The organism is Stenotrophomonas maltophilia, from assembly GCF_013464915.1.
Classification (GTDB): Bacteria; Pseudomonadota; Gammaproteobacteria; order Xanthomonadales; family Xanthomonadaceae; genus Stenotrophomonas; species Stenotrophomonas maltophilia_AT.
Map to the genome: position 1 here is coordinate 29,545 of NZ_RAVT01000011.1, position 20,417 is coordinate 49,961.

32 protein-coding genes are annotated in these 20,417 nt (G+C 65.2%); 1 reads left to right on the top strand and 31 read right to left on the bottom strand.

Annotated elements, in window-relative coordinates; translation table 11 throughout:
• Window positions 1-30 precede the first annotated feature (30 nt).
• The 10 genes from D7T59_RS03865 to D7T59_RS03910 form a co-directional block, all read right to left on the bottom strand.
• Window positions 31-504, bottom strand: a complete 474-nt coding sequence (locus D7T59_RS03865) for a hypothetical protein (protein ID WP_005412400.1) — start codon at window positions 502-504, stop codon at window positions 31-33.
• Window positions 501-2,645: a phage nozzle protein gene (locus D7T59_RS03870; protein WP_143565846.1), complete on the bottom strand. Its 2,145-nt coding sequence runs from the start codon at window positions 2,643-2,645 to the stop codon at window positions 501-503. The genes D7T59_RS03865 and D7T59_RS03870 overlap by 4 nt, the downstream gene beginning before the upstream one ends.
• Window positions 2,633-3,223 (bottom strand): hypothetical protein, encoded by a 591-nt coding sequence (locus D7T59_RS03875; protein WP_005412402.1) that lies wholly within the window; start codon window positions 3,221-3,223, stop codon window positions 2,633-2,635. Before D7T59_RS03875 ends, D7T59_RS03870 begins: the two co-directional genes overlap by 13 nt.
• Window positions 3,224-3,322: 99 nt before the next feature.
• Window positions 3,323-4,276, bottom strand: a complete 954-nt coding sequence (locus D7T59_RS03880; protein WP_005412403.1) for a major capsid protein — start codon at window positions 4,274-4,276, stop codon at window positions 3,323-3,325.
• Between the two features lie 26 nt (window positions 4,277-4,302).
• On the bottom strand, window positions 4,303-5,088 hold the full coding sequence (locus D7T59_RS03885) for a capsid assembly protein (protein WP_005412404.1): 786 nt from the start codon (window positions 5,086-5,088) through the stop codon (window positions 4,303-4,305).
• Entirely contained in the window at window positions 5,088-5,231 is a 144-nt protein-coding gene (locus D7T59_RS03890) for a hypothetical protein (protein ID WP_004154577.1), read from the bottom strand. The genes D7T59_RS03885 and D7T59_RS03890 overlap by 1 nt, the downstream gene beginning before the upstream one ends.
• Before the next feature lie 16 nt (window positions 5,232-5,247).
• Window positions 5,248-6,804 (bottom strand): portal protein, encoded by a 1,557-nt coding sequence (locus D7T59_RS03895; RefSeq protein WP_005412405.1) that lies wholly within the window; start codon window positions 6,802-6,804, stop codon window positions 5,248-5,250.
• Window positions 6,797-6,949 carry a hypothetical protein gene (locus tag D7T59_RS03900; protein ID WP_005412406.1) on the bottom strand — a complete coding sequence of 51 codons (153 nt, stop codon included), beginning with the start codon at window positions 6,947-6,949 and terminating at the stop codon, window positions 6,797-6,799. The genes D7T59_RS03895 and D7T59_RS03900 overlap by 8 nt, the downstream gene beginning before the upstream one ends.
• A 20-nt stretch (window positions 6,950-6,969) precedes the next feature.
• On the bottom strand, window positions 6,970-7,149 hold the full coding sequence (locus D7T59_RS03905) for a hypothetical protein (RefSeq protein WP_049434071.1): 180 nt from the start codon (window positions 7,147-7,149) through the stop codon (window positions 6,970-6,972).
• 64 nt (window positions 7,150-7,213) lie between these two features.
• On the bottom strand, window positions 7,214-7,750 hold the full coding sequence (locus D7T59_RS03910) for a deoxynucleotide monophosphate kinase family protein (RefSeq protein ID WP_049434072.1): 537 nt from the start codon (window positions 7,748-7,750) through the stop codon (window positions 7,214-7,216).
• A 95-nt stretch (window positions 7,751-7,845) separates the two neighbouring features.
• On the opposite strand from D7T59_RS03910, the gene D7T59_RS03915 reads away from it, so the two are divergent.
• Window positions 7,846-8,163 carry a hypothetical protein gene (locus tag D7T59_RS03915; protein ID WP_150359514.1) on the top strand — a complete coding sequence of 106 codons (318 nt, stop codon included), beginning with the start codon at window positions 7,846-7,848 and terminating at the stop codon, window positions 8,161-8,163.
• 3 nt (window positions 8,164-8,166) lie between these two features.
• On the opposite strand, the gene D7T59_RS03920 is transcribed toward D7T59_RS03915, so the two are convergent.
• The 21 genes from D7T59_RS03920 to D7T59_RS04015 form a co-directional block, all read right to left on the bottom strand.
• A complete protein-coding gene (locus D7T59_RS03920; protein WP_049397854.1) occupies window positions 8,167-8,373 on the bottom strand; it encodes a hypothetical protein in 207 nt (68 codons plus the stop codon).
• Complete coding sequence (locus D7T59_RS03925) at window positions 8,361-9,194, bottom strand: hypothetical protein (RefSeq protein ID WP_004154583.1); 834 nt, start codon at window positions 9,192-9,194, stop codon at window positions 8,361-8,363. The genes D7T59_RS03920 and D7T59_RS03925 overlap by 13 nt, the downstream gene beginning before the upstream one ends.
• Window positions 9,191-9,340, bottom strand: a complete 150-nt coding sequence (locus D7T59_RS03930; RefSeq protein ID WP_160314061.1) for a hypothetical protein — start codon at window positions 9,338-9,340, stop codon at window positions 9,191-9,193. The genes D7T59_RS03925 and D7T59_RS03930 overlap by 4 nt, the downstream gene beginning before the upstream one ends.
• Window positions 9,337-9,627 carry a hypothetical protein gene (locus D7T59_RS03935; protein ID WP_049434075.1) on the bottom strand — a complete coding sequence of 97 codons (291 nt, stop codon included), beginning with the start codon at window positions 9,625-9,627 and terminating at the stop codon, window positions 9,337-9,339. Before D7T59_RS03935 ends, D7T59_RS03930 begins: the two co-directional genes overlap by 4 nt.
• Window positions 9,624-9,872 carry a hypothetical protein gene (locus D7T59_RS03940; RefSeq protein WP_004154585.1) on the bottom strand — a complete coding sequence of 83 codons (249 nt, stop codon included), beginning with the start codon at window positions 9,870-9,872 and terminating at the stop codon, window positions 9,624-9,626. The genes D7T59_RS03935 and D7T59_RS03940 overlap by 4 nt, the downstream gene beginning before the upstream one ends.
• Complete coding sequence (locus tag D7T59_RS21235; protein ID WP_258013034.1) at window positions 9,869-9,994, bottom strand: hypothetical protein; 126 nt, start codon at window positions 9,992-9,994, stop codon at window positions 9,869-9,871. The genes D7T59_RS03940 and D7T59_RS21235 overlap by 4 nt, the downstream gene beginning before the upstream one ends.
• A gap of 28 nt (window positions 9,995-10,022) precedes the next feature.
• The gene (locus D7T59_RS03945) at window positions 10,023-10,388 is read right to left on the bottom strand and encodes a hypothetical protein (protein WP_005412414.1); all 366 of its coding nucleotides are present in this window, start codon (window positions 10,386-10,388) and stop codon (window positions 10,023-10,025) included.
• The gene (locus tag D7T59_RS03950) at window positions 10,385-10,723 is read right to left on the bottom strand and encodes a hypothetical protein (protein WP_050483582.1); all 339 of its coding nucleotides are present in this window, start codon (window positions 10,721-10,723) and stop codon (window positions 10,385-10,387) included. Before D7T59_RS03950 ends, D7T59_RS03945 begins: the two co-directional genes overlap by 4 nt.
• Window positions 10,705-12,579 carry a DNA polymerase gene (locus tag D7T59_RS03955; protein ID WP_180851852.1) on the bottom strand — a complete coding sequence of 625 codons (1,875 nt, stop codon included), beginning with the start codon at window positions 12,577-12,579 and terminating at the stop codon, window positions 10,705-10,707. The genes D7T59_RS03950 and D7T59_RS03955 overlap by 19 nt, the downstream gene beginning before the upstream one ends.
• Window positions 12,580-12,591: 12 nt before the next feature.
• On the bottom strand, window positions 12,592-13,242 hold the full coding sequence (locus D7T59_RS03960; protein ID WP_049434078.1) for a Gabija anti-defense Gad2 family protein: 651 nt from the start codon (window positions 13,240-13,242) through the stop codon (window positions 12,592-12,594).
• Window positions 13,243-13,252: 10 nt separating this feature from the next.
• On the bottom strand, window positions 13,253-13,501 hold the full coding sequence (locus D7T59_RS03965) for a hypothetical protein (protein WP_005412417.1): 249 nt from the start codon (window positions 13,499-13,501) through the stop codon (window positions 13,253-13,255).
• A gap of 165 nt (window positions 13,502-13,666) precedes the next feature.
• Window positions 13,667-15,133 (bottom strand): toprim domain-containing protein, encoded by a 1,467-nt coding sequence (locus D7T59_RS03970; protein ID WP_005412418.1) that lies wholly within the window; start codon window positions 15,131-15,133, stop codon window positions 13,667-13,669.
• A gap of 151 nt (window positions 15,134-15,284) precedes the next feature.
• Entirely contained in the window at window positions 15,285-15,464 is a 180-nt protein-coding gene (locus D7T59_RS03975) for a hypothetical protein (RefSeq protein ID WP_049434079.1), read from the bottom strand.
• A complete protein-coding gene (locus D7T59_RS03980; RefSeq protein WP_004154592.1) occupies window positions 15,461-15,847 on the bottom strand; it encodes a helix-turn-helix domain-containing protein in 387 nt (128 codons plus the stop codon). Before D7T59_RS03980 ends, D7T59_RS03975 begins: the two co-directional genes overlap by 4 nt.
• An 11-nt stretch (window positions 15,848-15,858) precedes the next feature.
• Window positions 15,859-16,221, bottom strand: a complete 363-nt coding sequence (locus tag D7T59_RS03985) for an N-acetylmuramoyl-L-alanine amidase (RefSeq protein ID WP_004154593.1) — start codon at window positions 16,219-16,221, stop codon at window positions 15,859-15,861.
• The gene (locus tag D7T59_RS03990; RefSeq protein WP_160314062.1) at window positions 16,222-16,659 is read right to left on the bottom strand and encodes a RusA family crossover junction endodeoxyribonuclease; all 438 of its coding nucleotides are present in this window, start codon (window positions 16,657-16,659) and stop codon (window positions 16,222-16,224) included.
• Window positions 16,643-17,308 (bottom strand): hypothetical protein, encoded by a 666-nt coding sequence (locus D7T59_RS03995; protein ID WP_004154595.1) that lies wholly within the window; start codon window positions 17,306-17,308, stop codon window positions 16,643-16,645. The genes D7T59_RS03990 and D7T59_RS03995 overlap by 17 nt, the downstream gene beginning before the upstream one ends.
• A complete protein-coding gene (locus tag D7T59_RS04000) occupies window positions 17,308-17,466 on the bottom strand; it encodes a hypothetical protein (RefSeq protein ID WP_154267700.1) in 159 nt (52 codons plus the stop codon). Before D7T59_RS04000 ends, D7T59_RS03995 begins: the two co-directional genes overlap by 1 nt.
• Window positions 17,466-17,750, bottom strand: coding sequence for a hypothetical protein (locus tag D7T59_RS04005; protein ID WP_049397849.1), 285 nt, complete (start codon window positions 17,748-17,750; stop codon window positions 17,466-17,468). Before D7T59_RS04005 ends, D7T59_RS04000 begins: the two co-directional genes overlap by 1 nt.
• A complete protein-coding gene (locus tag D7T59_RS04010) occupies window positions 17,743-17,886 on the bottom strand; it encodes a hypothetical protein (protein ID WP_005412422.1) in 144 nt (47 codons plus the stop codon). The genes D7T59_RS04005 and D7T59_RS04010 overlap by 8 nt, the downstream gene beginning before the upstream one ends.
• 44 nt (window positions 17,887-17,930) lie before the next feature.
• Window positions 17,931-20,366, bottom strand: a complete 2,436-nt coding sequence (locus tag D7T59_RS04015; RefSeq protein WP_005412423.1) for a DNA-directed RNA polymerase — start codon at window positions 20,364-20,366, stop codon at window positions 17,931-17,933.
• Window positions 20,367-20,417: the final 51 nt, after the last annotated feature.

Below are 20,417 nucleotides of genomic sequence, written 5' to 3' on the forward strand. Positions count from 1 at the left end.
CGCTGACTGCGGCGATACCGACCTGGACTGCTACGGGGTTGCACATGGGGTCTTGGTTACTCGGACGAAGGGTGTCTTGGCGAAGCCGTAGGCGGACTCGACGCCGCTCTCGCGGAAGCCAAGCCAGCCGAGCCATCGCCGCGTGGTGACGGCGTGGACATCGACGAAGTTGAAGATGGTGCCGAAGGTGGCCGACCACTCGTCGCTGATCCGCCGAGCTTCTCGGAGGAACGTGCGGCAGAACGTGGGAGCCACCAGGGCGTCGGTGCCCAGCAGCCAAACCGAGGCGATACCCTCGGCGTGCTGGCTGAAGCCGAAGATGCACACGGGGGAACCGTCGTGCATCGCGGCGAAACTGCGGTCGCTCGCGGTCACTGCAAATGCGAGCGCCTGGAGCGGGGTGTGACCATGCGAAGCCGCCACCTCCAGGATGTCCTCCTGCCGCATGTTCTCGGCGACGTGGAGGATGTCGCTGGCGGTGGGGCTTCGATAGGTCAGGGTCATACTCGGCTGCGGGAGACGAACATGCCGCGCCACTGTGCTGACTGGAACCAGCACTGGAACGGCAGGCGGTTGACGAGGTGCATGCGGACGCTGTTGGCGTCGCCCAGCACGGGGAACCGGCGAGAGCCGGAGTGGAACGTCGGGGCGCTGGTGCGGAACACCGAGTCGTTGAGGACGCGCGCGGTGTACGCACCGGAGTGCGACGCCACGTAGGTCTCGACGCGGCCATTGCCGTGCTGCTCGACCTCCAGCTCGAAGTACGCGCCATCCTTGTAGGCGACCTCGATGTCACGCACCTGCGTGCGGCCCACCAGCACGGCCTGGTTCTGCCCACCGCGAACGATGGGCTTGGTCAGGGTGAGGCGGTGCTCGTAGTCCATGCCGACGACCACGCGGCCCTCGGTGTGGTTACCGGGGAGCGCAAGGCGGGTGCGGGCGTTGTCCCAGCGCGCCTTGGTGATGTCCAGGTACGCGCCGGGGTCTTGCCAGTCGTCCGTCTTGAGGACGGTGACCGTCATGCCATCGGGCACGATGTAGGGCAGGTCGATCCAGGTCTCGTTGCCGAACTGCTGATAGGTGGGCTGCACCACCAGCATGCGGTCGAGCAGGAAGTTGTAGTCGCCCGTGGCATCCGTGTCGTGCTGGTTGAGCACCATGCGGAACTTGAGCAGCTCGCAGCCGCCGCCTGGGGCTTCCGCGACGGCGTACAGCACGTCGTTGATGGCGTGCATGTGGACGATGCGACCGACGCCGGAGATTGACCAGCGCGTCCATGCGGACTGCTGCTTCTCGTCGCCGATCCAGCGGACGAAGTAGACGTAGAGCTGCGCGTCGGTCGGCTCGTCAGGAGCGAAGAACACGCAGTCGGCACCACTTGCGCTCGCCATCGCTCGCATGCGGCCCGGCATCAGCTTGGGCACATGCGCCGTCACGTCGGCGGCGTCGCCGGTCACCGACAGGTCGTCGATGAAGTATTCGCGCACGCTGGCGTATGCGCCGCTGTCCTCGGTGAAGTACAGCGACTCGCCCATCAGCTTCGGCCGGATGTACGGCGAGCTGCTGTAGCTGTTGACCGGATCGCTCTTGACGTTCTTGGCGGCCAGGTACGGCTCGGCGGTCAGGAGGAACTGGCCGCCCGCAGCGGCAAGGAACAGGGCCGACTGGAACGGGACTGCGTGGTAGAGCGTGGTGACGCCGTTAGACCCGCTGACGCTCACGTCGATGGGGTCGGCGTCGAGCACCTGGGTCACCGAAGTGCGCCAGAGGTTGAACGGATCGGAGACCTCGGACATCAGCACGTTCTCCCCGGCCAGGAAGCCTAGGCGGTCCCGGTGCTTGAACACCTCGCGGATGCGCTGGCCGTCGATGGACGGGAACGGGTTGCTTTGCTCGTCACCCGCGAGGCGCGCGGTCCACTCCGGTCCACCGAAGGAGAACCAAAAGCCGTCCGCATGCACTGGATCGGGGATGCGCTTGAGGATGTGCGGCATCGTCTTGGCATCGAAGCGGTGCTTGATGCCCGGCCGGGCGACCTCCAGGTAGACCGAGGAGGACTGCTTCTGGACGTAGTAGTCGTCGAATTGCGATTCGGACGAGCCGATGATGTTGTAGATCGCGCCGGTCGGCACAACGGCCGAGCCTTTGTCGCCGGGCTTCGGCAGGTCGGACATCGTTTGCGCCGATCCGTACAGCGAACCGGGCGACAGCTCATCGCTCTGCTTCACGTCTACCAGCCGGTTGACGATGAAGGTGGTGTCGGAGAACGTCGCCAGCGCGAAGCACGACCACGCACGCTGTCCCTGGGTGTCCAGGTAGTTGAGCGCGTCGCCCGTGGCGTTGACGGTGTATTCCTTGCCGGTCTCGTGGTCGAACACGCGGATGCTGCGGTGACCCACGGCGACGATGTAGCGCTCGTTCTCATCGCGGACGATGGAGTGGAAGGCACAGTCGTGATCGAGGGTGACGCCAAGGCCAGCAACGAACTCGGCGGGCGGGCGCTTGCCAGCGCCCATTGCGGCATGCAGCCAGGCGTTGATCGCCTTGGTGAGCTGGTTCGGCGAGCGGACGGTATCGTCCTGCTGCGACTCGCCTCCCAGGAACGAGGGATAGTCCCCCGTGATTAGCGGCATCAGCGGTCCCAAATATCAGACACGTCCGTCGAGCCACTGAGGAAGTTGTGGCCGCGGGCGTAGGTGAAGTCGGCGTGCTCCTGCGCGAAGATGAGGTATGCCTCCTCCTCGTGCTTCTCGGTGAACACGTAGAGCTGGTCGCTACCCAGCACGCTCGTCTGGAACAGACGCGCAGCGCGCACGGCGATGTAGCGGCGGGCCGACTCGGGCAGCTCCTCGTAGGCGAGGAACCAGGTCACGAAGTCGGCGGTGGGGGCCGACGAGAACGTGTCGGCGAGGGTGAGCGGGTTGATGAGGCGCGTGCCTCGGATCACCAGCGGCTCGCTTCCGCGTGCGGGGACGAGCTTGAGGATCGACTGCGGCGGCAGCACCTTGCCTTCCGCGTTGAGCGTGAAGGTGAACGACTCGCTGGTGTTGAACCACCAGCCAGCGGTTTGGACCTCGCGGCTCACCGCGCGGAGGGTGTCGCGCGCCTGCGAGGCGTACAGGTTGCCGAGCGCTTCGAGGTCGCTGATCGGCGCTTCGCCGATAGCACCGAGCAGCACATTGACGGCTTCGAGTTCCGTGGTCGGAGTGAGTTCGAGGTTCATGGATTCGGGGCAAAAAAACGGGGGACACCCATGTGGATGTCCCCCGTAGATGGAGAGAGATTGAAGCGCCGCGGGATTTGCCCAACGGCGCGGTATTGCTTACGGGGCCTTCGACAGCTCGATGGCACCGCGCGGAGCCAGGATGCCGTGACCCAGCGCGTACTTCGCCAGCATCAGGGTGCCCTGCTTCTCGCCCTGGTACACGTCCTCCAGGGACAGGTCCAGCAGCTTGAGGGTGCCGACCGCCGAGCGGTGGAAGATCACGCCCACGGTGTCCGCGAAGTTGCCGCGGTACTTGGCCGGGATCGAGGCCAGGGCCGACTCATCGACACGCGGCATCGCGTTGATCTTCACCAGCGGGATGCGGGCGACCGAGGAAATGATCGCCTGGCCGTAGGAGCCGTTCGATTCCGCGTTGATGTCGCGGTCGATCAAGTCCTTGTTCTCGGTCAGCAGATACCACTGAGCCGGGGCCAGTGCGCCAGTGAACTCCTGCGGGTTGTCCGGCAGCAGCTTCTCGTCGAACAGCATGCGGGCGTTGCGGAACGCATCGGCCAGCACGGTCGGATCGGAGGCCATCGTGGCGGCCTTGATGATGGCACCACCCGGCTGGCCTTCGACCTTGCCTTCGGTGGTACGAGCGGCCAGGATCGCGCAGCGCAGCTCGTTCTGCATGCGCTTGAGCGCCAGCTCCGCACCCTGCTGACGGGTGTACTCGGAACGCACGTCGTAGTGGTTCATCGCCTCGTCGATGTTGGCGATGAAGGCGTGCGAGATCAGCATCGGATCGAGGGTGATGATGGTCTCGTTGTGCTCGACCACCAGGCCCTTGATCTCGGTGCCCGGCACATGGTACTCGGAGCCGATGGTGCCGACGTTCGGGAACGAGGCGGACTTGCCGCTCTCGATGTTGCGCACCGACACGCGGCCGTCCAGCTTGTAGTTCTCGACGAAGCTGGTGATGGTTTCAGCAGTGTAGTTCTGCTTGAACAGCGCCCAGGCGTCGCCGTTGGCCTGGGCTTGACCCAGGCGGGAGGGGATTGCGTCCGACATTTAGTCCTTGCTTGAGGTTGAGTGGATTACTTGAACAGCGGCGACACGGCCAGGCGGGCGGAGACTTCCGCGCGGTAAGCCGGATCACGGTGGTAGCGCACATCGCGCATCGCTTCGACGACCTGCGCCTGCGACTGGAACGGCTTGGGGCCTGCATCGGCGTTCGATGCGGTCTTGCCATTCAGAAGGCGGCCGTTGCCGCCACGGAGGGCGACGAGGCCCTGGACTGCCAGCGCTGCGCGGCCGGCGTCGCCGGACTGCACCGCTTCGTTGAACGCCCGCTTCTGCTCGGCGCTCAGGTTGGTCTTAGCCCACTGGACCAGGCCGTCGTAACCGGCCTTGCCACCTGCGGGCGAGTAGACGGCGTTCTCGTAGGTCTGCACGCGAGCGCGCAGGCCATCGACGTACACGTCCACCAGCTCCTTCGGATAGCCCGCGTCCTGGAGCTTCTTGTAGCTCTCCTCGGACAGCGAGCCGTTCGAGTTGAACTCGGTGGCGAAGTCGTCCAGGTTCAGGCCAGCCCGCGCCAAGGCGTCACGCGCGTCATCCGCGGTGGCGTCGTCGATGGTCGCGGGGCCGCCCTTGCCACCCTTGTCGTCGGCTGGCGTGCTCAGTTGTGCGTAGGCGGCTTCCAGCTCCTCCACGGTCTTGTACTTGCCGCCGAACAGGCGCTCGCCATCGGTGCCACCCTGCGCGCCCGGTGCGGGCTGCTGGGTGTCCTGGGAGTTCTGCGGCGGCTGCTGACCTGGGGTCGGCTGGCCGTTGATGCCGTCAAGGCTGACGGTCACTTCGGACTTGCCCGGCTGCGACATTACTTGTCCTCGGGCTTGTAGTTGACGATGACCAGGCCGTTCGTCTTGCGGGTGATCTCGGCCTTGCCCTTACGCTCGACGCTCGGAGCCTTCGGGGCTTCCTTGGTCGGCTTGGCGGGCTTCTCGGTGGTTTCGTTCGACATTGCGTCCTTCTCGGGGTTACGGGGTTTGGGTCATCGCTGAGGCGATATTCGGAGCGGCACGGACCATCGCCTCCTGCGCCGAGGCGTCCTGCTGCTCGGCAGCAAGCTCGTCGTCGGAGCGGATCAGGCCCTTGGTGGAAATGTCGGAAGCGGCGGCCAGTCGGGAGATCGCCTCGCCACTGTTGAGGCGGCGCGCCTTCTCCTCTGCGCCGACAAGCGCATCCACTGCCTGACCGAACTCGATCAGCTTGTTCAGGTCGTGGCCGCGGCCGAGGGCGGCGATGCCAACGGTGATGCGCGGCTTGATGAGTTCCTGCGGCAGCTCGGGCAGGCGACCCTGCTTCTGGAGCTTGTGCAGGCGGCGGCGGATCAGCGGCAGCAAGAGCTGCTCGCCCGACATCGCCATGAAGCCGCTGAGGGCGTCGTCGAGTTCCTGGGTGAGCACCCGGATTTCGTAGGCGGTCACGCGCTCGCCGGGGCGCTGCACGGCGGACTTCACGCCGAAGATCAGCTCCAGCGAGTTCGCCAGCCCTTCGGCCTCCTGACGCACGAAGTTCAGGTCGTAGGCTTTCTGGAGCTGGAGCGTGGTCACGTCGCTGGCCTCGCCACGCAGCACCGCGCCGGACTCGGCCTCGGTGAGCTGGCGCTCGCGGATCGTCGAGGTCGGCTTGAGGAACATGATGATCTTCGCCAGCGCGGCGGCACCCTTACGGATCGCCTTGCGCAGCGCCTCCAGCGACTCGAACGCGCCCACGTAGTCGTAGACCAAGCCCTCGCCGTAGTCGTCCACGAGGGACGGCGGCGCGCACAGGGGAATCCACGGGCAGGCGTCGATGGGGTAGGTGCCCACGGTCTCGGGGACTTCGACGCCCTCGACCTCCTGGACCACTTCCCACTCCTTGCCATCTTCCGAGCGACGCACCCAGGTGTAGAGGTTCACGTCGTCGTTCTTGGTCTTTTCGTCGCGTTCCTGGGCGAGCTTCTGCATCACCGCCGCGCGGATCGAGTCCGGCAGCATGGCCGGGGCGATCTTGTCGAGCGTGATGATCTCCAGCACGTTGCCCAGGCCATCGCGGTCGGTCACGTAGGAGGTCAGCGGGTACAGCTTGGGCTTGCCCTCGTCGGGGTCGTAGAGCAGGAAGTTGCCGAGGACGATGGCGTGCTTGGCCGCCTCGCTGAGGACCGGGCGAACGCCGCTGGTCTCCAGGTCGTTGACGATGACCCGCTCCACGTCCACCAGCGCGGCCTCCAGTTCGGAGGTCTCCACGCCAGCCTGCTCGGCGATGTTCTCGGCGACGGCCTGGTCAGGCGCGAGCTTGAATACCGAGGCGTTCGGCGGGAGCCAGGCCAGCACGATCTTCGAGGCCAGGGCGTTGACGCACTTCGGGCCGGTGTCGATGTAGGCGGAACCGGGGGTGCGCGATTTCGCGCCCTCGTCCACCCACAGGCGGGGCAGGGTGACCTTGGCGCAGCGCTTGGCGCGCGTCTCGGCTTCTTTGCGGTTGGACTTGAGATCGCCGTAGCGCTTCGCGGCCGTCTGCTTCTCGGCCGAGGTCTGCTTGGCGTCAGCCATTCGGGATGGTCAGTCCTTGGTACTGCGTTGCGTTGTTCAGGTCCAGGCGGACCTTGGACTTACGCCGCTGATCGGCCGCGTGGCCGGTCGGCTGGGTGTCCTGGCGGGTCAGCAGGATCGGGTCTTTCTCCTGCTGGTCCGGCATGTTGGGCTTGCTGCACATGGTTAGCGGGCGCGGTGATCCATCTGCTCGACCTTCCGCAGCGCCTTGAGCCGCAGGATCAGGCGACGCTCGCCCTGCCGGAGCAGGAACTCCTCCTTCGGCTGGGCGGGGTCGTAGATCACTTCGGGGTGCAGTTCGTCCAGGAGGTCGATCAGGTCGTAGGAGTGCAGAGGGATTTGCATAGAACTCCTGGGTTATGAATAGGTGGGGAAACTGTCGTTTCCCCCGATGATGACCACTAAACCCTTAGAGTCGGGCCAGCGATTCCGCGACCATCCGCAGGCGGTGGATCGGGCCGTTGTTGTCGAGCACGGTGTCGATCAGGTCGCCGTGGACGCCTGCCTCGGAGGCATGCGCCGAGACCGGGGCCGCGCTGTCGCGGAGCACCTGGACCACCTGGCCGCCCCACTCACGGATGAACTGCGCTTCGTTGTCGAAGCGAACGTCCGACACCACGACGCCAGCAGCGCCGTCGCGGCGGGCCTGACGGATCTTCTGCGCGACCACCTTGACCCACAGGTCGCGGTCGATCATTTCGCGGCCCCACTCGGTGCCCACGGTCTGCATCAGGCGGCGCGGGGTCTGCCCGTTGAGCCAGTCGAGCGGCTCCTCCTTGAGCGGGCCGTCCTCCATCGCGGACACCGGCAGGCCGGTGATGTCCGCCACGAAGGCGCGGATCGGGGCCGCGAAGGACAGCTTCACGAAGCCGTGGTCGCTGACCAGGAACTCGGCCAGGGTGTCTTTGCCGCTACGGGCGCGGCCGGTAATTCCGATGATCTTCATGGGGACTCCAGAAAAGGAAAGGCCCGCACGAAGCGGGCCAGTTACCAACAGGGATGTTAATGCCGCATACTCAGCGGTCAGAAAAGGAGCCGCTTATGGACGGGATCGAGTACGCCGAATACGAACAAGTAACGCACACGCAACAGAACTACGCAGACAGGATTTACGGCTTCGTAGCCGCTGAGGCGAGTTACGAGCATTCCCCTCCCGCTAAGGCTCAGCAAGACCACGACAATCTCGTCAATAGGGTGCAGTCGCTGGTAAATCTCAAGGTGGTCGGCGGGGAGACCGCTGACGGCAAACCGACAGTCACAGTGTTTTTGCATGACAAGGTTGTGCGTCCGGTTGCAGCGGATCACGTCCGGGACGAATTAATTGCTGATTGGGAGAACGCTAGGGCCAAGCGGGGCTAATCGTCACGCGAGCGAGCGTGCGACCAGCCAAGCAACGCCGACAGCGCCGACAGCAGCGGGCCACAGCTTGATACTGGCGGCGTCGCGGTACATGGCACGTTCGAGGGTGTTGAGGCTGCGCCACCACAGCCAGGCAGCGCCGTAGGCGACGAAGGCGAACAGCACGGCCAGCACGGCGACGATGGTGATGAACAGGATCAGGGTTTCCACAGCTTCACTTCCTTGGTCTTGGGGTTGTAGTCGCCGTAGCGCAGGATTCGCGCGAGGCGTGCTTGGCGGATCGCATCGTGCTTCGACAGCGGCTCGGTGCCGCCGCGGGGGATGCGGGTGGTGTAGGTGGTGACGACGGTGTTCCACAGCGCGCCGAGGTGCTCCTCGACGGACGCATCGCGGTACGCCTCGTGGATTGGCATGAGCAGCTCGTCCGCGCCCTTGTGGCCGATGCCGGGGAAGCCGGGGTAGTTGTCCACCTGGTCGCCCGTGAGCACCTGCTTCATCCAGAACAGGTCAGCGTCGTGAGCCGAGATCGGCCGGACGCCCACGTCGGGACGGTTGGGGTTGTAGAGACGGATGCCGGGGATCGTCTGCATGTCCTTGTCGATGGACACGACGATGCGGCTACCTGGCGCGCGCTTCGGATTCGGGTGCGAGGCCAGCAGGCCCAGCACGTCGTCACCTTCCAGGTTCTCGATCTCCACGATCTTGTCGCCGAACTCGTCGTATACGAACTCGTCGAGCACGTACCACAGGGCAGGCTTGTCCTTGCTGGCGCGGTTGAGCTTGTAGGTCGGGTCGATGTCCTTGCGGAAGTTGTGCTTCTTGCAGGACAGGGCCAGCAGGTAATCACGCGCGCCGAACTTCTCGACGATCTCGTCGATGTAGTCCTCCAGCTTCGCCTTCGCGCGCTCGGGCTGGATCGCTTCGACCTTGTTGCCGTCGCCGTTCCAGTCGATGTTCGCGGTGTTCGAGAACGCGAGCTGGTAGCGCAGCACGTCGGCGTCGATCAGCAGCAGGGGGCCGCGCTTGTTCATGCGTCCACCCACTGCCATCCCAGGAACGCCAGCGCGAACCAGCGGTGCAGCCAGTTCGGACGCTCCTTGACCTGCACGAAGAAGTTGCCGCCGATGACCCAGGAACCGGCCGCATGCGGTGGCCGATAGGTCACGTAGGAAGTCATGGCCGCTTCTCCGGGTGACGCTCATACCACGCCTGTAGCTCGGCGGCGTAGCGCTTCATTCCGGCCTGGTACTCCGGGCCGTCGCCGAGCGGGTACTCGTACTCGTCGCAGACGTAATCGCTGGTGGGGATGTACGAGAATCCGCCATTGCTGTTTGGGATCAGCATCAGGCCACTCTCGGTGTGTCCTTTCAGGCACGAGCCGTAATCGGCGCGTGGCGGCCAAGGCTTCATGTCGCACGCAGCGAGGCCAGCGCACAGCGCCAGGATCAGAAGTGCGCGCTTCATGCCATGCTCTCGTGTACGGCGACCCAGCACTTCTCGCCAACGCGGCGGATGAAGTAGATCGCGGTGTTCCACTCCACGGGGCGCAGCATGCGCTCCGTGCAGCACGGGCACTTGGCGTTGTAGGCGTGAACCTCGGGCTGGTGTTCGAGCACAGCCACGCGGTAGGTAGTACACGGAGCGATCAAGCGGACATCGCCGTCAGCGGGGCCGCCAATGAAATGCACGCGAAGCTGATTCTCGTTCATCGGTTCGATTCCTTGAGGACTTCCAGGGCGCTCGCCTTGTCGGCGTTGCAGCGCAGGAGGCCGTCCTCGGCGTTGCCGCCGAAGCGGTAGAGGTCGTAGGTGGTGGTGGTCGGGTCAGCCATCACGGCGTCGAGTGAGGAGTGCGTGCCCTCAATGACGGTCGGCTGGAGGAACTGCTCCGGCACGACTTTCGAGGTGTGCGCGGCGCAGCTCGTCAGGAATGCGGCGAGACAGGTAATCGCCAGTTTCCGGGTCAGCATTTGCTGCAATCTCCACAGAGCGGTTGGTGGTGGCGCGGGCGTTCCGCAGCGCTGCATCGAAGGCAGAGCGGCGCACGGCTTCGCGGTTGAGGGTCTCGACGGTCTGCTTGAGGTCGGCCAGTTCCTTTGCCGACTCCTCCAGCTCCGTCACGCGCTGGGCCATTGCGGTGTACTTCCAGGCTGCGAAGCCGCCAGCCGCGAGCGCGGCAACGACCAGCAGCGCCGCGAGGGCGCGCAGGATGTTGGTTGGGTTCATCGGTTCTCTTGGACGTAACAGGCGACTCGCAGAAGCTCCGAGGGAGTCGCGTCGGACTTGATCTGATTCGCGCGTGCGGAGATCACGCGCACGTTGCCCCGGACGTAGCCGAGGTCAGGTTCGATGCGGTCGAGCGTGGGTGAGTTGGGGCCTTGGGCCTTGCGCCCGACAGCGCGGTACAGCGGGATGCCCAGCGCCGGGCAGAAGTCGGGGACCACGATGTCGTCCGACGTGAGGTCGAACGGCAGTCCCTTCCTTGCTGCCCGGCGTTTCGCTTGGCGCACCAGGGCGAGTGCAATGTCCCGCTTGCCGCGGGTCAGTGCGTCTCGGCCCAATTCCTTCCGATCTTGAACTCGCCATCGAGCGGACAGCGGAAGCCGAAGTATTCGCCAGCCTTGCGGATGGCAGCCTGTGCGGTCTTGCCCACGAACTCGGCCTTGTCCTCGTCCACTTCGATCTGCCACTCGTCATGGACGTTGGCGAGGAACTCGTAGTGGACGCCCGGCACCAACCTTGCGGCTTGCAGGTCGGCGTCGAGGATCACCAGGGCTTTCTTCATCACCAGCGCACCGGCCGACTGGAGCAGGGTGTTGAGCGCGGCGTGGTCGCTGCGGATGTGCAGCTTCCGGCCATCGAGACCGATCAGGTATCCCTTCTCGGCCGCGCGCTTCTTGACCCCGCGTACCAGCTTCTCCAGCGCAGGCAGCCCGGCCAGGAACTTCGAGCGGAGCTTCGCCCCGGCCTGGCGACCCTTACCCACGATGGAGCCGAGCTTCGCGTCGCCTGCCCCGTAGAGGAAGGCGTAGATGAAGGTCTTGGCGTTGTCGCGGGTGGGCAGTCCTGCCGCCGATTGGTTGACGGAGTGGATGTCGCCTTCGAGGATGACCTTGGCGTACTCGCCGCCGTCGTGCTTTGCCATGAAGTGCGCCAGGCAGCGCAGCTCCAATCCCGAGGCGTCCGCGCCGACCTGGAGCTTCCCTGTTGGGACGCAGAACAACGAGCGGCACTCGAATCCGTAGCCGCCTTCCTGGCCCTTGAGGATTCCCTTCTCCTTCGAGTGCTGGACCTTCGGCACCTGAGCGATGTTCGGCTTCGAGTGCGTCATGCGGCCGGTCACCGCTGCGTTCTGATTCACGCTGCCGTGGATGCGGCCGTCCTTCTTGATGGCCTTGAGCCACGCCTCGTCGCCTTCGGCGAGCTGGCCGAGGCGCTTGTTGACGATGAAGTGCTCCAGCAGGAGCGGGATGATCGGGAACTTGAGCGCGCCCAGGACTTCTTCGTCGATCTTCGGCTGGCCCTTCTCGGTGAACTCCTGGGGCTGCCAGCCGTACATTGCAGTCAAGCGGTCAGCGATGTGCTGGCGGCTTGCCGGGTTGAACACCACGTCCTTGTAGGTCGTGACCTCCACGCCCTTGACGTAACCGCGGCGCTTGTCGTCGCGCTTCGGTACGAACTTGCGCTTCACCACCTTCCACGGCGGAATGACCTTGCGCAGCTCGGCCTCCAGCGCAGTGCGCCGGGACACGAGGATGCACTCCAGCTCACGCGCCTTCTCCTGATCGAACAGGTAGCCGTAGCGCTGCTGACGCGAGAGGATCGGCGCGACGGCCTGCTCCAGCTCGATGGCCTCGGTGGGGAGGCCCTTGCTCATCAACAACGCGAACAGCGCTTGCGTGACCGCAACGTCCTGGTCGCAGTAGTCGTCCATTTCCTGAGACCACTCTGCCCAGGGGTCGAGGCCGCGTGCGGCCATCTGCGCCGCGTAGTCGCCTTTCCAGCGGCCGAGGCGGTAGCCCCACGCTTCGAGGGAGTGACGGCCGATCAGCTTGCCCGGCAACACCGGGTTCGCTCCCTGCTTCTTGCGGGCCTTGAAGTCGCGGTCCTTGAGGTCCGGGTAGACCAGCGTGGACATCAGCAGCGTGTCGAAGTACGCCTGGACCTTGAAGTCCGGGAACACCTTGGCGATAGCCGGAATGTCGAATCCGGCGATGTTGTGGCCGACAACGCGCTTGGCCTTCTTGAGCCTCTCGACGGCCTGACGGACTGTCATTTCGCCCGTGCCGTGATCGTTGGCGGACAGGATGGGACCGCGCGGTGCGCCGGTCTCATCTACCTCTTGGAGGGAAATGCAGTGGATCGTGTCAAGTTCGTCGAGGAGGCCATTGGTCTCGCAGTCGAATACGAGGATCAACGGCGGTCCTCCTTACGGGTAGCCGTGGTTGGTTACGGGGATTGCGCGGACGCGGCGGCGGGCGCGGAGGATGTACTCCGGCTCGGGGGCCTTCGGCGGCGTGTGGACGCCCTGCGGCGCGTGGCCGGAGAAGTCGTCGTCCTCGAACAGTTCGTCCTGCTCGGGCTGGTCGGGATGCAGCGTGTAGCCGTAGTCCTCGACGTAGTGCGTGATGCGGCGGATGGTGCGCTCGGTGCCGTTGTTGTTCAGCACGAACAGCAGCTTCTCCGATGCGTCGGCAACCGCGCCTTCGAGGGATACGACCACCACCTCGTCGGTGCTGGGTTCGTAGATGGCGACATGGGCGCAGCACCGCAGATCGAAGCGGGCGCAGTGCTCGTGCGGCGTGCCGAACTCGAAGCCGATCAGGCTCACGAGGTGACCCTCGGGCGAGCGGAAGTTGCGGATACCGTTCGGAGCGGCTTCGCTGGTCCAGTCGCTACGGCCGCTCAGGTACGCGGCCACGTAGGTGTAGCTCGCAAGTGACACGAAGAAGCAGTCGATGTCCTTGATTTCGGTCCCGTCGTAGAACGCGCGCAGGCTTCCGCCACCCAGGATGACCAGGTGGCGGACTTCGGCCGGCAACACGTCGAACAGGGACCGAGCGTGTTGCTCGGCAGTCATGGTTGGTCCCTTAGCGGATCAGGTTGGTGAAGCGCTCGGCGACGCGCAGTGCGCGCTCGGCTTCTTCCTCGTGCTCGTCGGCCTGCGAGTGCAGGACATCGGCCTTGTCGCGCAGCGTCGAGGCGGTGGCGATGCGGTCGGCGCTGATCTTGAACAGCTTGTCCACCTGGCCCTCCAGCACCTTCACCACGTCGGTCACGGTGTCCTTGCGGAACGGGGCGGTCAGCAGGTCGATTGCGATGGCGACGATCTCTTTCATTGGGGTAGTTCCTCGGCTTTGATGTGGATGACCACGCGCCGCCCTGGCTTGCCGTACATGACACGGCAGGCTTGGTCGGAGCGCGGGAGTTGGTAGGGGAGAACGAGGCTCTCAGCGAAGGAGAGCGGAGCATCAGCTGGGATGAAGCCGACGACCGAGCGGCCGTCAGTAGTCGGAGGTGGATACATCGGATGACTCGTCGGCGAAGTCGCCGTATTCGCCCGGAGCATCTGCATTGAGCAGACGGCCGGATGCGTGGTCGTAGCTGTAGTAGAGAACCTGGCCGTTCGACTGGCCGGTGAAGCGATCCTTGAGGACGCGGAAGGTCGTGCAGTTGCGCTCGGCCTCGTTCTCGGCCTGCGTGTTGCGCTCCAGGCCGAAGGCGAAGTGCGTCCAGAAGCCGATGGCGCGGCTGCCCTTGAAGTGACGGAGCATCACGCGCCCGCCTTCCTCGTGGGGCTTGCCTTCCGGCGTGGCGAGGTGCGAGACCAGGTAGATGCAGATGAGGTGGCGCTGCGCGAACTGCGCGATCTTCGCCATCGTGTCCTCCAGCATCTTCCGCTCGTCCTCGGCACCGGCCGCGAACGACGTGAGGTTGTCGAGGACGATGTGCTTGACGCCCTCGGCGACGACCATGTGGGCCATCTTGGCTTCGATCACGTCCCACTCGGACGAGCCGAAGTGGTCGTAGATGAACACCTGGCCCTTGTCGAGAATCTCGAACGCGGCTTCCAGTTCCTCCTGCGTCCAGCTCCCATCGGGAACGTGGAAGCGGCGGCCTGCAACCTTGCCTGCCATGCGCTTCGCCGTCTCGACCGGCTGCTGCTCTAGGAAGAACAGGCCAACACGGTCGCCGGTTTCCTGCGCGATGAAGGCTGCTTCCTCCATCAGCCAGTCGGTCTTGCCGATGCCGGTGCCTGCGCCGAAGGTGTAGACCTCGCCGTACCGCTTGCCGTAGGTCAGCGCGGTGAGGCGCGGGTCGTGCCAGGGCATGCCCATCGAGACCGGCTTGAGTGCCTTCTCCTTGAGGGAGCCGAACGTCACCACGCCATCGGGGCGCTTGGTCTGCGCTTCGTAGATGGCGCGAGTGATCGCCTCGGCGTCGCCACGCTGGAGCAGCTCGTTCGGGTCTTTCGCTGGGAGCTGTGCGATCTTGGCCTTGCCGGGAGTCAGCAGCAGCGCCACTTCCTGCGCGGCGGCCTGGCCCGGTTCGTCCATATCGAACATGAGCACAACCTCGTCGAAGCCGTTGACCCACTCCAGCTCGCGCTTGATGGACTTGGCTGCGCCTTGCGCCCCGTTCGGGACGGACACCACCGGCCAGCGGAGGCCGAGTGCCTGCGCCACGGAGAGCGCGTCGATCTCGCCTTCGGTGATGACGAGGCGTCGCCCCGGTTCGTAGAGGTGCTGGCCGAACAGCCCGCACGCCTTCGAGTCGCCGATGAACGAGAACTTCTTGTCGGGGTAGCGGAGCTTCTGCGCGACGATGCCGCCATCGCGCTTGTAGTTGGCGATCTGCACGGTCTTGCCGTGCTTGTCCTTGCCGATCCAGTAGCCGTACTTACGGCATGCTTCCTCAGTGATACCGCGCTTCGCCAGGGCTTGCGGTTCACCCTTCGCAAAGTCGCTCATGGTTTTCCTGCTGGTGGGTTGAGAGACCTCCTCGCCTTCGGCTGGCTCGTAGTGACCGCAGCCGAAGCAGTAGCCGTGCCCGTCGCTGTAGCGCGCAAGGTTGTCCTTGCTGCCGCAGTTCGGGCACGGCTCTTTGTGGAGGTATTCGGAGTCAGCGCTTTGCACGCTCCACGGACCACATGCGCTTGCGGTAGGAAATGCCGAGGCGACGATTCAGCGCACCCTTGACGGTGCGGCCCAGGCCGCGGAAGGGCTTGTCGGCGCTCGCCCATGCGCGCTCGAAAGCCAGGCGCATCGCGGACGGAATGACGGTGGTGGCAGTGTTGGTCATGCGTTCTTCTCCAGCAGGAACTTGGTGAATGCGGCGACTTCTTCGGTCGCATCGTTGGCGTCGAGGCCCAGCTCGTCGGTGCAGTAGTTGCGATACAGCTGGAGCAGCGCATCGACGCGGTACTGCTTCGGAGCGCGGCGCGCTTCCAGGAGCGGAGCCTTGCTGCGGCGCTGACGGCGCGACAGGCGATAGCGCGTGTACCGCTGCCCCGAGGCGTCCTCGCAGGTCTGCGTTTCGATCTCGAAGCCAGCAGCGCGCAGCTCATCGACGCGCGAGGCAAGGCGGCGGATGCGGTAGACGCCTTCGGCCTGCCACGAGGTCAGGTGCGAGTGGCGACGCAGGTGATCCAGGACGACCTGGGTTTGCGGGGGCAGCGGTTTCACGTTGGGTTCTCCTATCGAGGGAAGTCAGGTGCCCACACGACGGGCTTGCCGTAGGCGGCGAGCAGGCGTCGCAGCGCGGCGTGTTGGGCTTCGGTGAAGTTGTCCTCGGGCTGCATGGCGTCGTTGACGCCGCCCAGGAGGCAGACTTGGTATGCGGATTGGTTGTGCTTACCGGCGAGAGCGCCGGGCTGATTCAGCGGGCGACCGTCGTAGATCGAGCCGTCACGTTCGATGACGAAGTGGACGGCGATCTTCGAGTAGCCCTGCGAGCGGTGCAGGCGTGCGAGTTCTTCGCCGGTCGTGACCTGCTCGGGGCGGGTCATGCTGGCGAGGACGAACAGCGCCTCTACCGATTCCAGAGGTTTGAGGCGCACTTAGAGTTTGTAGAGGTGGACTTCGGTGCGTGGTTCTTCGTCCGGCTGCGCCCAGCGCTTACCGGAGAGCAGCCACATGACTTGCTTGTCGTCGGCCCAATAGCCGGTGGCTTTGGTCACAACGTCCATCGGCCCCTTGGCGAGGTTGTCCACGTCGCCCTTGGGAAACGCGGCCTTCGAGGTCTTGGCGCGTTTGCATACCGCGATGATGACCACTAAAACCGGATCGGTCGGCGACAGGTCCAGGTCACCGGCTGGCAGATGCTTCTCTGCGGCTTCCTTCCAGGTCTTGTAGGTCTTGCCGTAGTAGACGCCCCAGCGCGAAACCTTCGGGCGCGAGGCGGGCACCGGGTCAAACGGGAACGTGAGGGAGGCCAAATGCTCGGCCCCCCTCGCGGTGTCCACGATGACCGACAGCGGATCAGTAGTCGCCGTCATCGCCCTCGTCGTCGGAGTCGCTGTCGTCGTCCGAGTCGTCATCGCTGTCGCTGAACGGCGCGCTGTCGGCGGCCTCGTAGCCGTCCTCCTCGCCGAAGCCGTAGTCCTTGGCGTTGCGCTGGCCGAACTCGACCAGCTCGATCACCTGGACGGCGACCATGTAGCAGGTCAGGTAGAACTTCTTGGCCGATTCGACGAACGAGCCGCCGATCTCGTAGGAGACCTTGAGTTCGCTGCCGCCGCCGATCTGCGGCGGGTTGTCGATCTTCTTGCCGCGGGCGTCGAAGATGTCCGGGCGCATGGTGAACTTCTTGCCGGTGCGCTTGCTGACGCCGCTGGCCTTCATCTTGAACTTCACCAGCACGCGGCCGGTGTCATCGCCGTTCTCGTCGGTTTCTTCGGTGAACACCGGGGCCACTTCGGCACCCTTCTTCTTCTTCGGGTTCTCGCTCAGGAACTCCTGGAACAGCTCGTCGCGCCGGGTTTCCAGCTTCTTCGCCAGCGCCTTGAAGTCCTTGTCGTTCGGGTCGAACGCCAGGCTCACGGTGTATTCGCCTTCCGGCTTGAACTTGGTGTCCGGTTCGTTCAGGCGCGGCCACACTGCGGTGCCCTTGGGGGAGACGAATCGTTCGCGCTTCTTGGTTGCCATCAGTTGTCGGTCTCGTAGTTGGTCGGGAGATAGATGCCCGCGCGCCACAGGTCAGCGGCGGCGGTCAGCGGGGTGTCGGCGGAAATGCCGAAGGCTTCGTCGATGTCGAAGCCGATGAGCGCCTCGTCGATGAAGGCGTCGGTGATCGGGTCACGCATCACGGGTAGTGCGGTTTCAGCTCGCGCTCCGCGTAGCGGCGCACGGCGTTGAGGGTGTTGACCTGCCGGTAGCGGCAGTCCTGCTCCATGCGCGAGACGACCCGCAGCACTTCCATCGGATCGAGGCTGAGCACTTCGCAGAAGTTCTTGAAGGCACACGCCAAGCCGATCACCTGATCGGCCGGGTGGCCGAGGGACTGCACGCTGTCGATCACGACGAAAGCGCCGCGTGCGGCGCTCTCGGCAGAACGTGAGTGCAGTCCGTCGATGACGCGATCACGCACCTGCGTGCAGCTCCGTCATGCGGTGCTTGAACTCCTCGACCGTGCCGTGTTCGGCCGGGTTGTAGATGCCGAGGACCACACCGAAGTGGTCCTGAGCAACGTAGGTGTTCAGTGCGTGCTGGTAGTTGATGCTCATGTGGATGTTCTCGTTTGGGGTATCAATTGCCAAAGGGGGATGGACTAGGCAAAGAAATAGCGCGACTCCAGCACCAGGCTGAGGTCCAGGTCGCCATGCGGCGGGAGGGGTGGGAGTTTCTCTGCCGCTTCTGGCGGGAGCTGCTCGACGAGTTGCTGTCGGAAGTCGGCCAGTACGTCGCCGCTGTACTGATCGACGAACGCCTGTCGGAGTGCGGCGGCGAGGATTGCTGCCTGGCCTGCGTGCGTACCGTAGGAGTCGTGGATCATTGCGAACGACTCGATGCCGTTCTCTGCCGCGAGGCAGGTGGTCAGCATCATGTGGCTGGCGTCGCAGGAGTGGACGAAGTTCGGGCTGATCCCGAGGGTCTGCCTGCGACGGTCGAGCTTAGTACCGCCGATGTTGACCACTAAATTCACCTCGCGGCCTCCGACGTGCGGCCGGATGCGGACGCCTTCCTCCTCGCGGTACTCCTGGAGGACCGGGAAGCCGGCAGGGGTCGTCCAGCTCACCGGCAGGTCGGCCGACGAGGCGACCTTGGAGGCGTCACGCAGCCAGTCCATCGCCGCGCGGGCTGCGATCACCACCTCGCCAATGCACTCCCACAGCAGGGTCGCCAGGTACTCGGCGGTCTCCCAATCGTCCTCCATGCCCAGCTTCTTGAACTTGGAGAGCACCTGGGCGCGCATGCCCGACTTCGTGACGCCGTAGGGCAGCGTCATCACCGGCTGCTTCACGATGTCACGGGTGAGCTGGCCGTCCAGCTTGATCGCCAGCGGGTCGCCGCTCTCGGCACGGGCGCGCAGCTTCTCCTGGGCCACGTCCTTCACGCGCGAATAGATGTCGGCGGGCTTCGGCTGCGGGATCAGGTTGGTGGCTGCGCCGCCCACGGAGTCGCGGAGCATGGCCGAGAAGTTCTGGAGGCCGTTGCAGGAGCCGTCGAGCGCGATGGGCAGATGGGAGACGTGATCGCGGCCGTTGAGGCTGTAGCCGAGCCACTCGAAGCACGCGGCCAGCGCGCAGAACGGGCTGTCGGCGTCCATCCAGAAGCGTTGGCCGTCCAGCGGATCGAGGGCGCTGTCGAGAATCTGCTCCTCGTGCTCGCGCACCCAGGCCACGCGCTCCTCGAACGACACCTTGTCCACGCCGAAGCAGTTGGCGACGTGGATGGCGAGCCAGTAGGCACCGTCCTCGCCGAGCGGCACGCCTTGGGCGAACGTCAGCAGGCCCTTGGCCGCATCATCACCCTGCGGGGTCAGCGTCGGGGGCAGGGGGTAGCACCGGCCGCGGAAGTCGAGGTTGTGCGGGAAGTAGATCGCGGGGTACTCGGCGAACTTCTCCGCAAGGGCGATCTTCTGCGCGGCGGCGAGGCGGGTGGACACGCTGCGCGCGTTGGCCTCGTAGACCTTGGCGCGGTCGCGCTTCCATTCCTTGAACTCGTCGGCGTGGTGCTCCTTGAAGTAGTCCGGGTCGGTCTCCAGCAGGGCAGGGCGGCTCGGCAGGTCCATCAGCTCGCGCTCCGGCAGCCCGGCGACACCGCCGCCTGCGTTCCACAGCTCGCGCATGACCTCCAGGACGGGCACGTTCACCTTCCAGGCGGTTGCCTGGATGGCGTTGAGGGCCTGGTAGACGTTGGGCATATCGACCAGCGCCAGCTCGCGCTTGTAGGCGCGGTTGCGGGTACGCACGAGGTCAGCCCGGCCGCCGATGTCGGTCAGGTAGCCGCCGTCGCGGGGCGTGGTCCACGGACGGGGCGGGACGACCATCGGCATCAGCACCGGCTGGTACAGGGCGGCGCTGTCGTGGGCCTTGGTCAGCCAGTCGAGCACCTTCTGATTCCCGGCGATGAGCAGGTGGCGCTTGCCACGCTCGGCCACGGTGACCAGCTCGACCAGCCCGGTCGCCTCGACGAACAGCTCGATGAGCTTCATGCCCACCAGCAGCGCGTCCTTGTCGGACAGGTAGAGGCGCTTGTCGTCCTCGGGGGCGAACTCGGCGTCGGCGATGACGTGCCGCATGACGGCGGTGGAGTGCCGGGCCGAGGTGGACTTCTTGAGCTGCTCCTGGACCACCCGGTACAGGCCGGGGTGCTTCTCGCGGAGCAGGGAGAAGTTGATCTCGTTGGCTACCTCGTGGCCCAGGGTGATCGCCACGGACACCGCCTTGCGGTGATCGGCGACCAGCGCGTTGACGCAGGTGAAGCTGGTCAGATAGGCGAGGGCGTGGGGGTTCAGGTGGCGGATGAACTTGAGGGCGGCGTGGCGCTTGCCCGGCTTGCCGGTGTCGGCTTCGGCCACGAACGCCATGATCGCGGCGGCGGTGGCGTCGATGCTCTCCATGACCAGCTTGCGGCCGGGGCCGGTCTCGGCCTCCTGGCGCTGCTCCCTGATCTTCTCGTAGCGGGCAATGCCCAGGCTGGTGCTTTCCTTCTCCAGTTCGAGCTGGGCGGCGTGCAGGTCGTTCTCTTGCCAAGTCGTCATCGTTTGCCCTCGGGGGATGCAAAAGTCAAAACGGGAGGACCGCACCGGGGG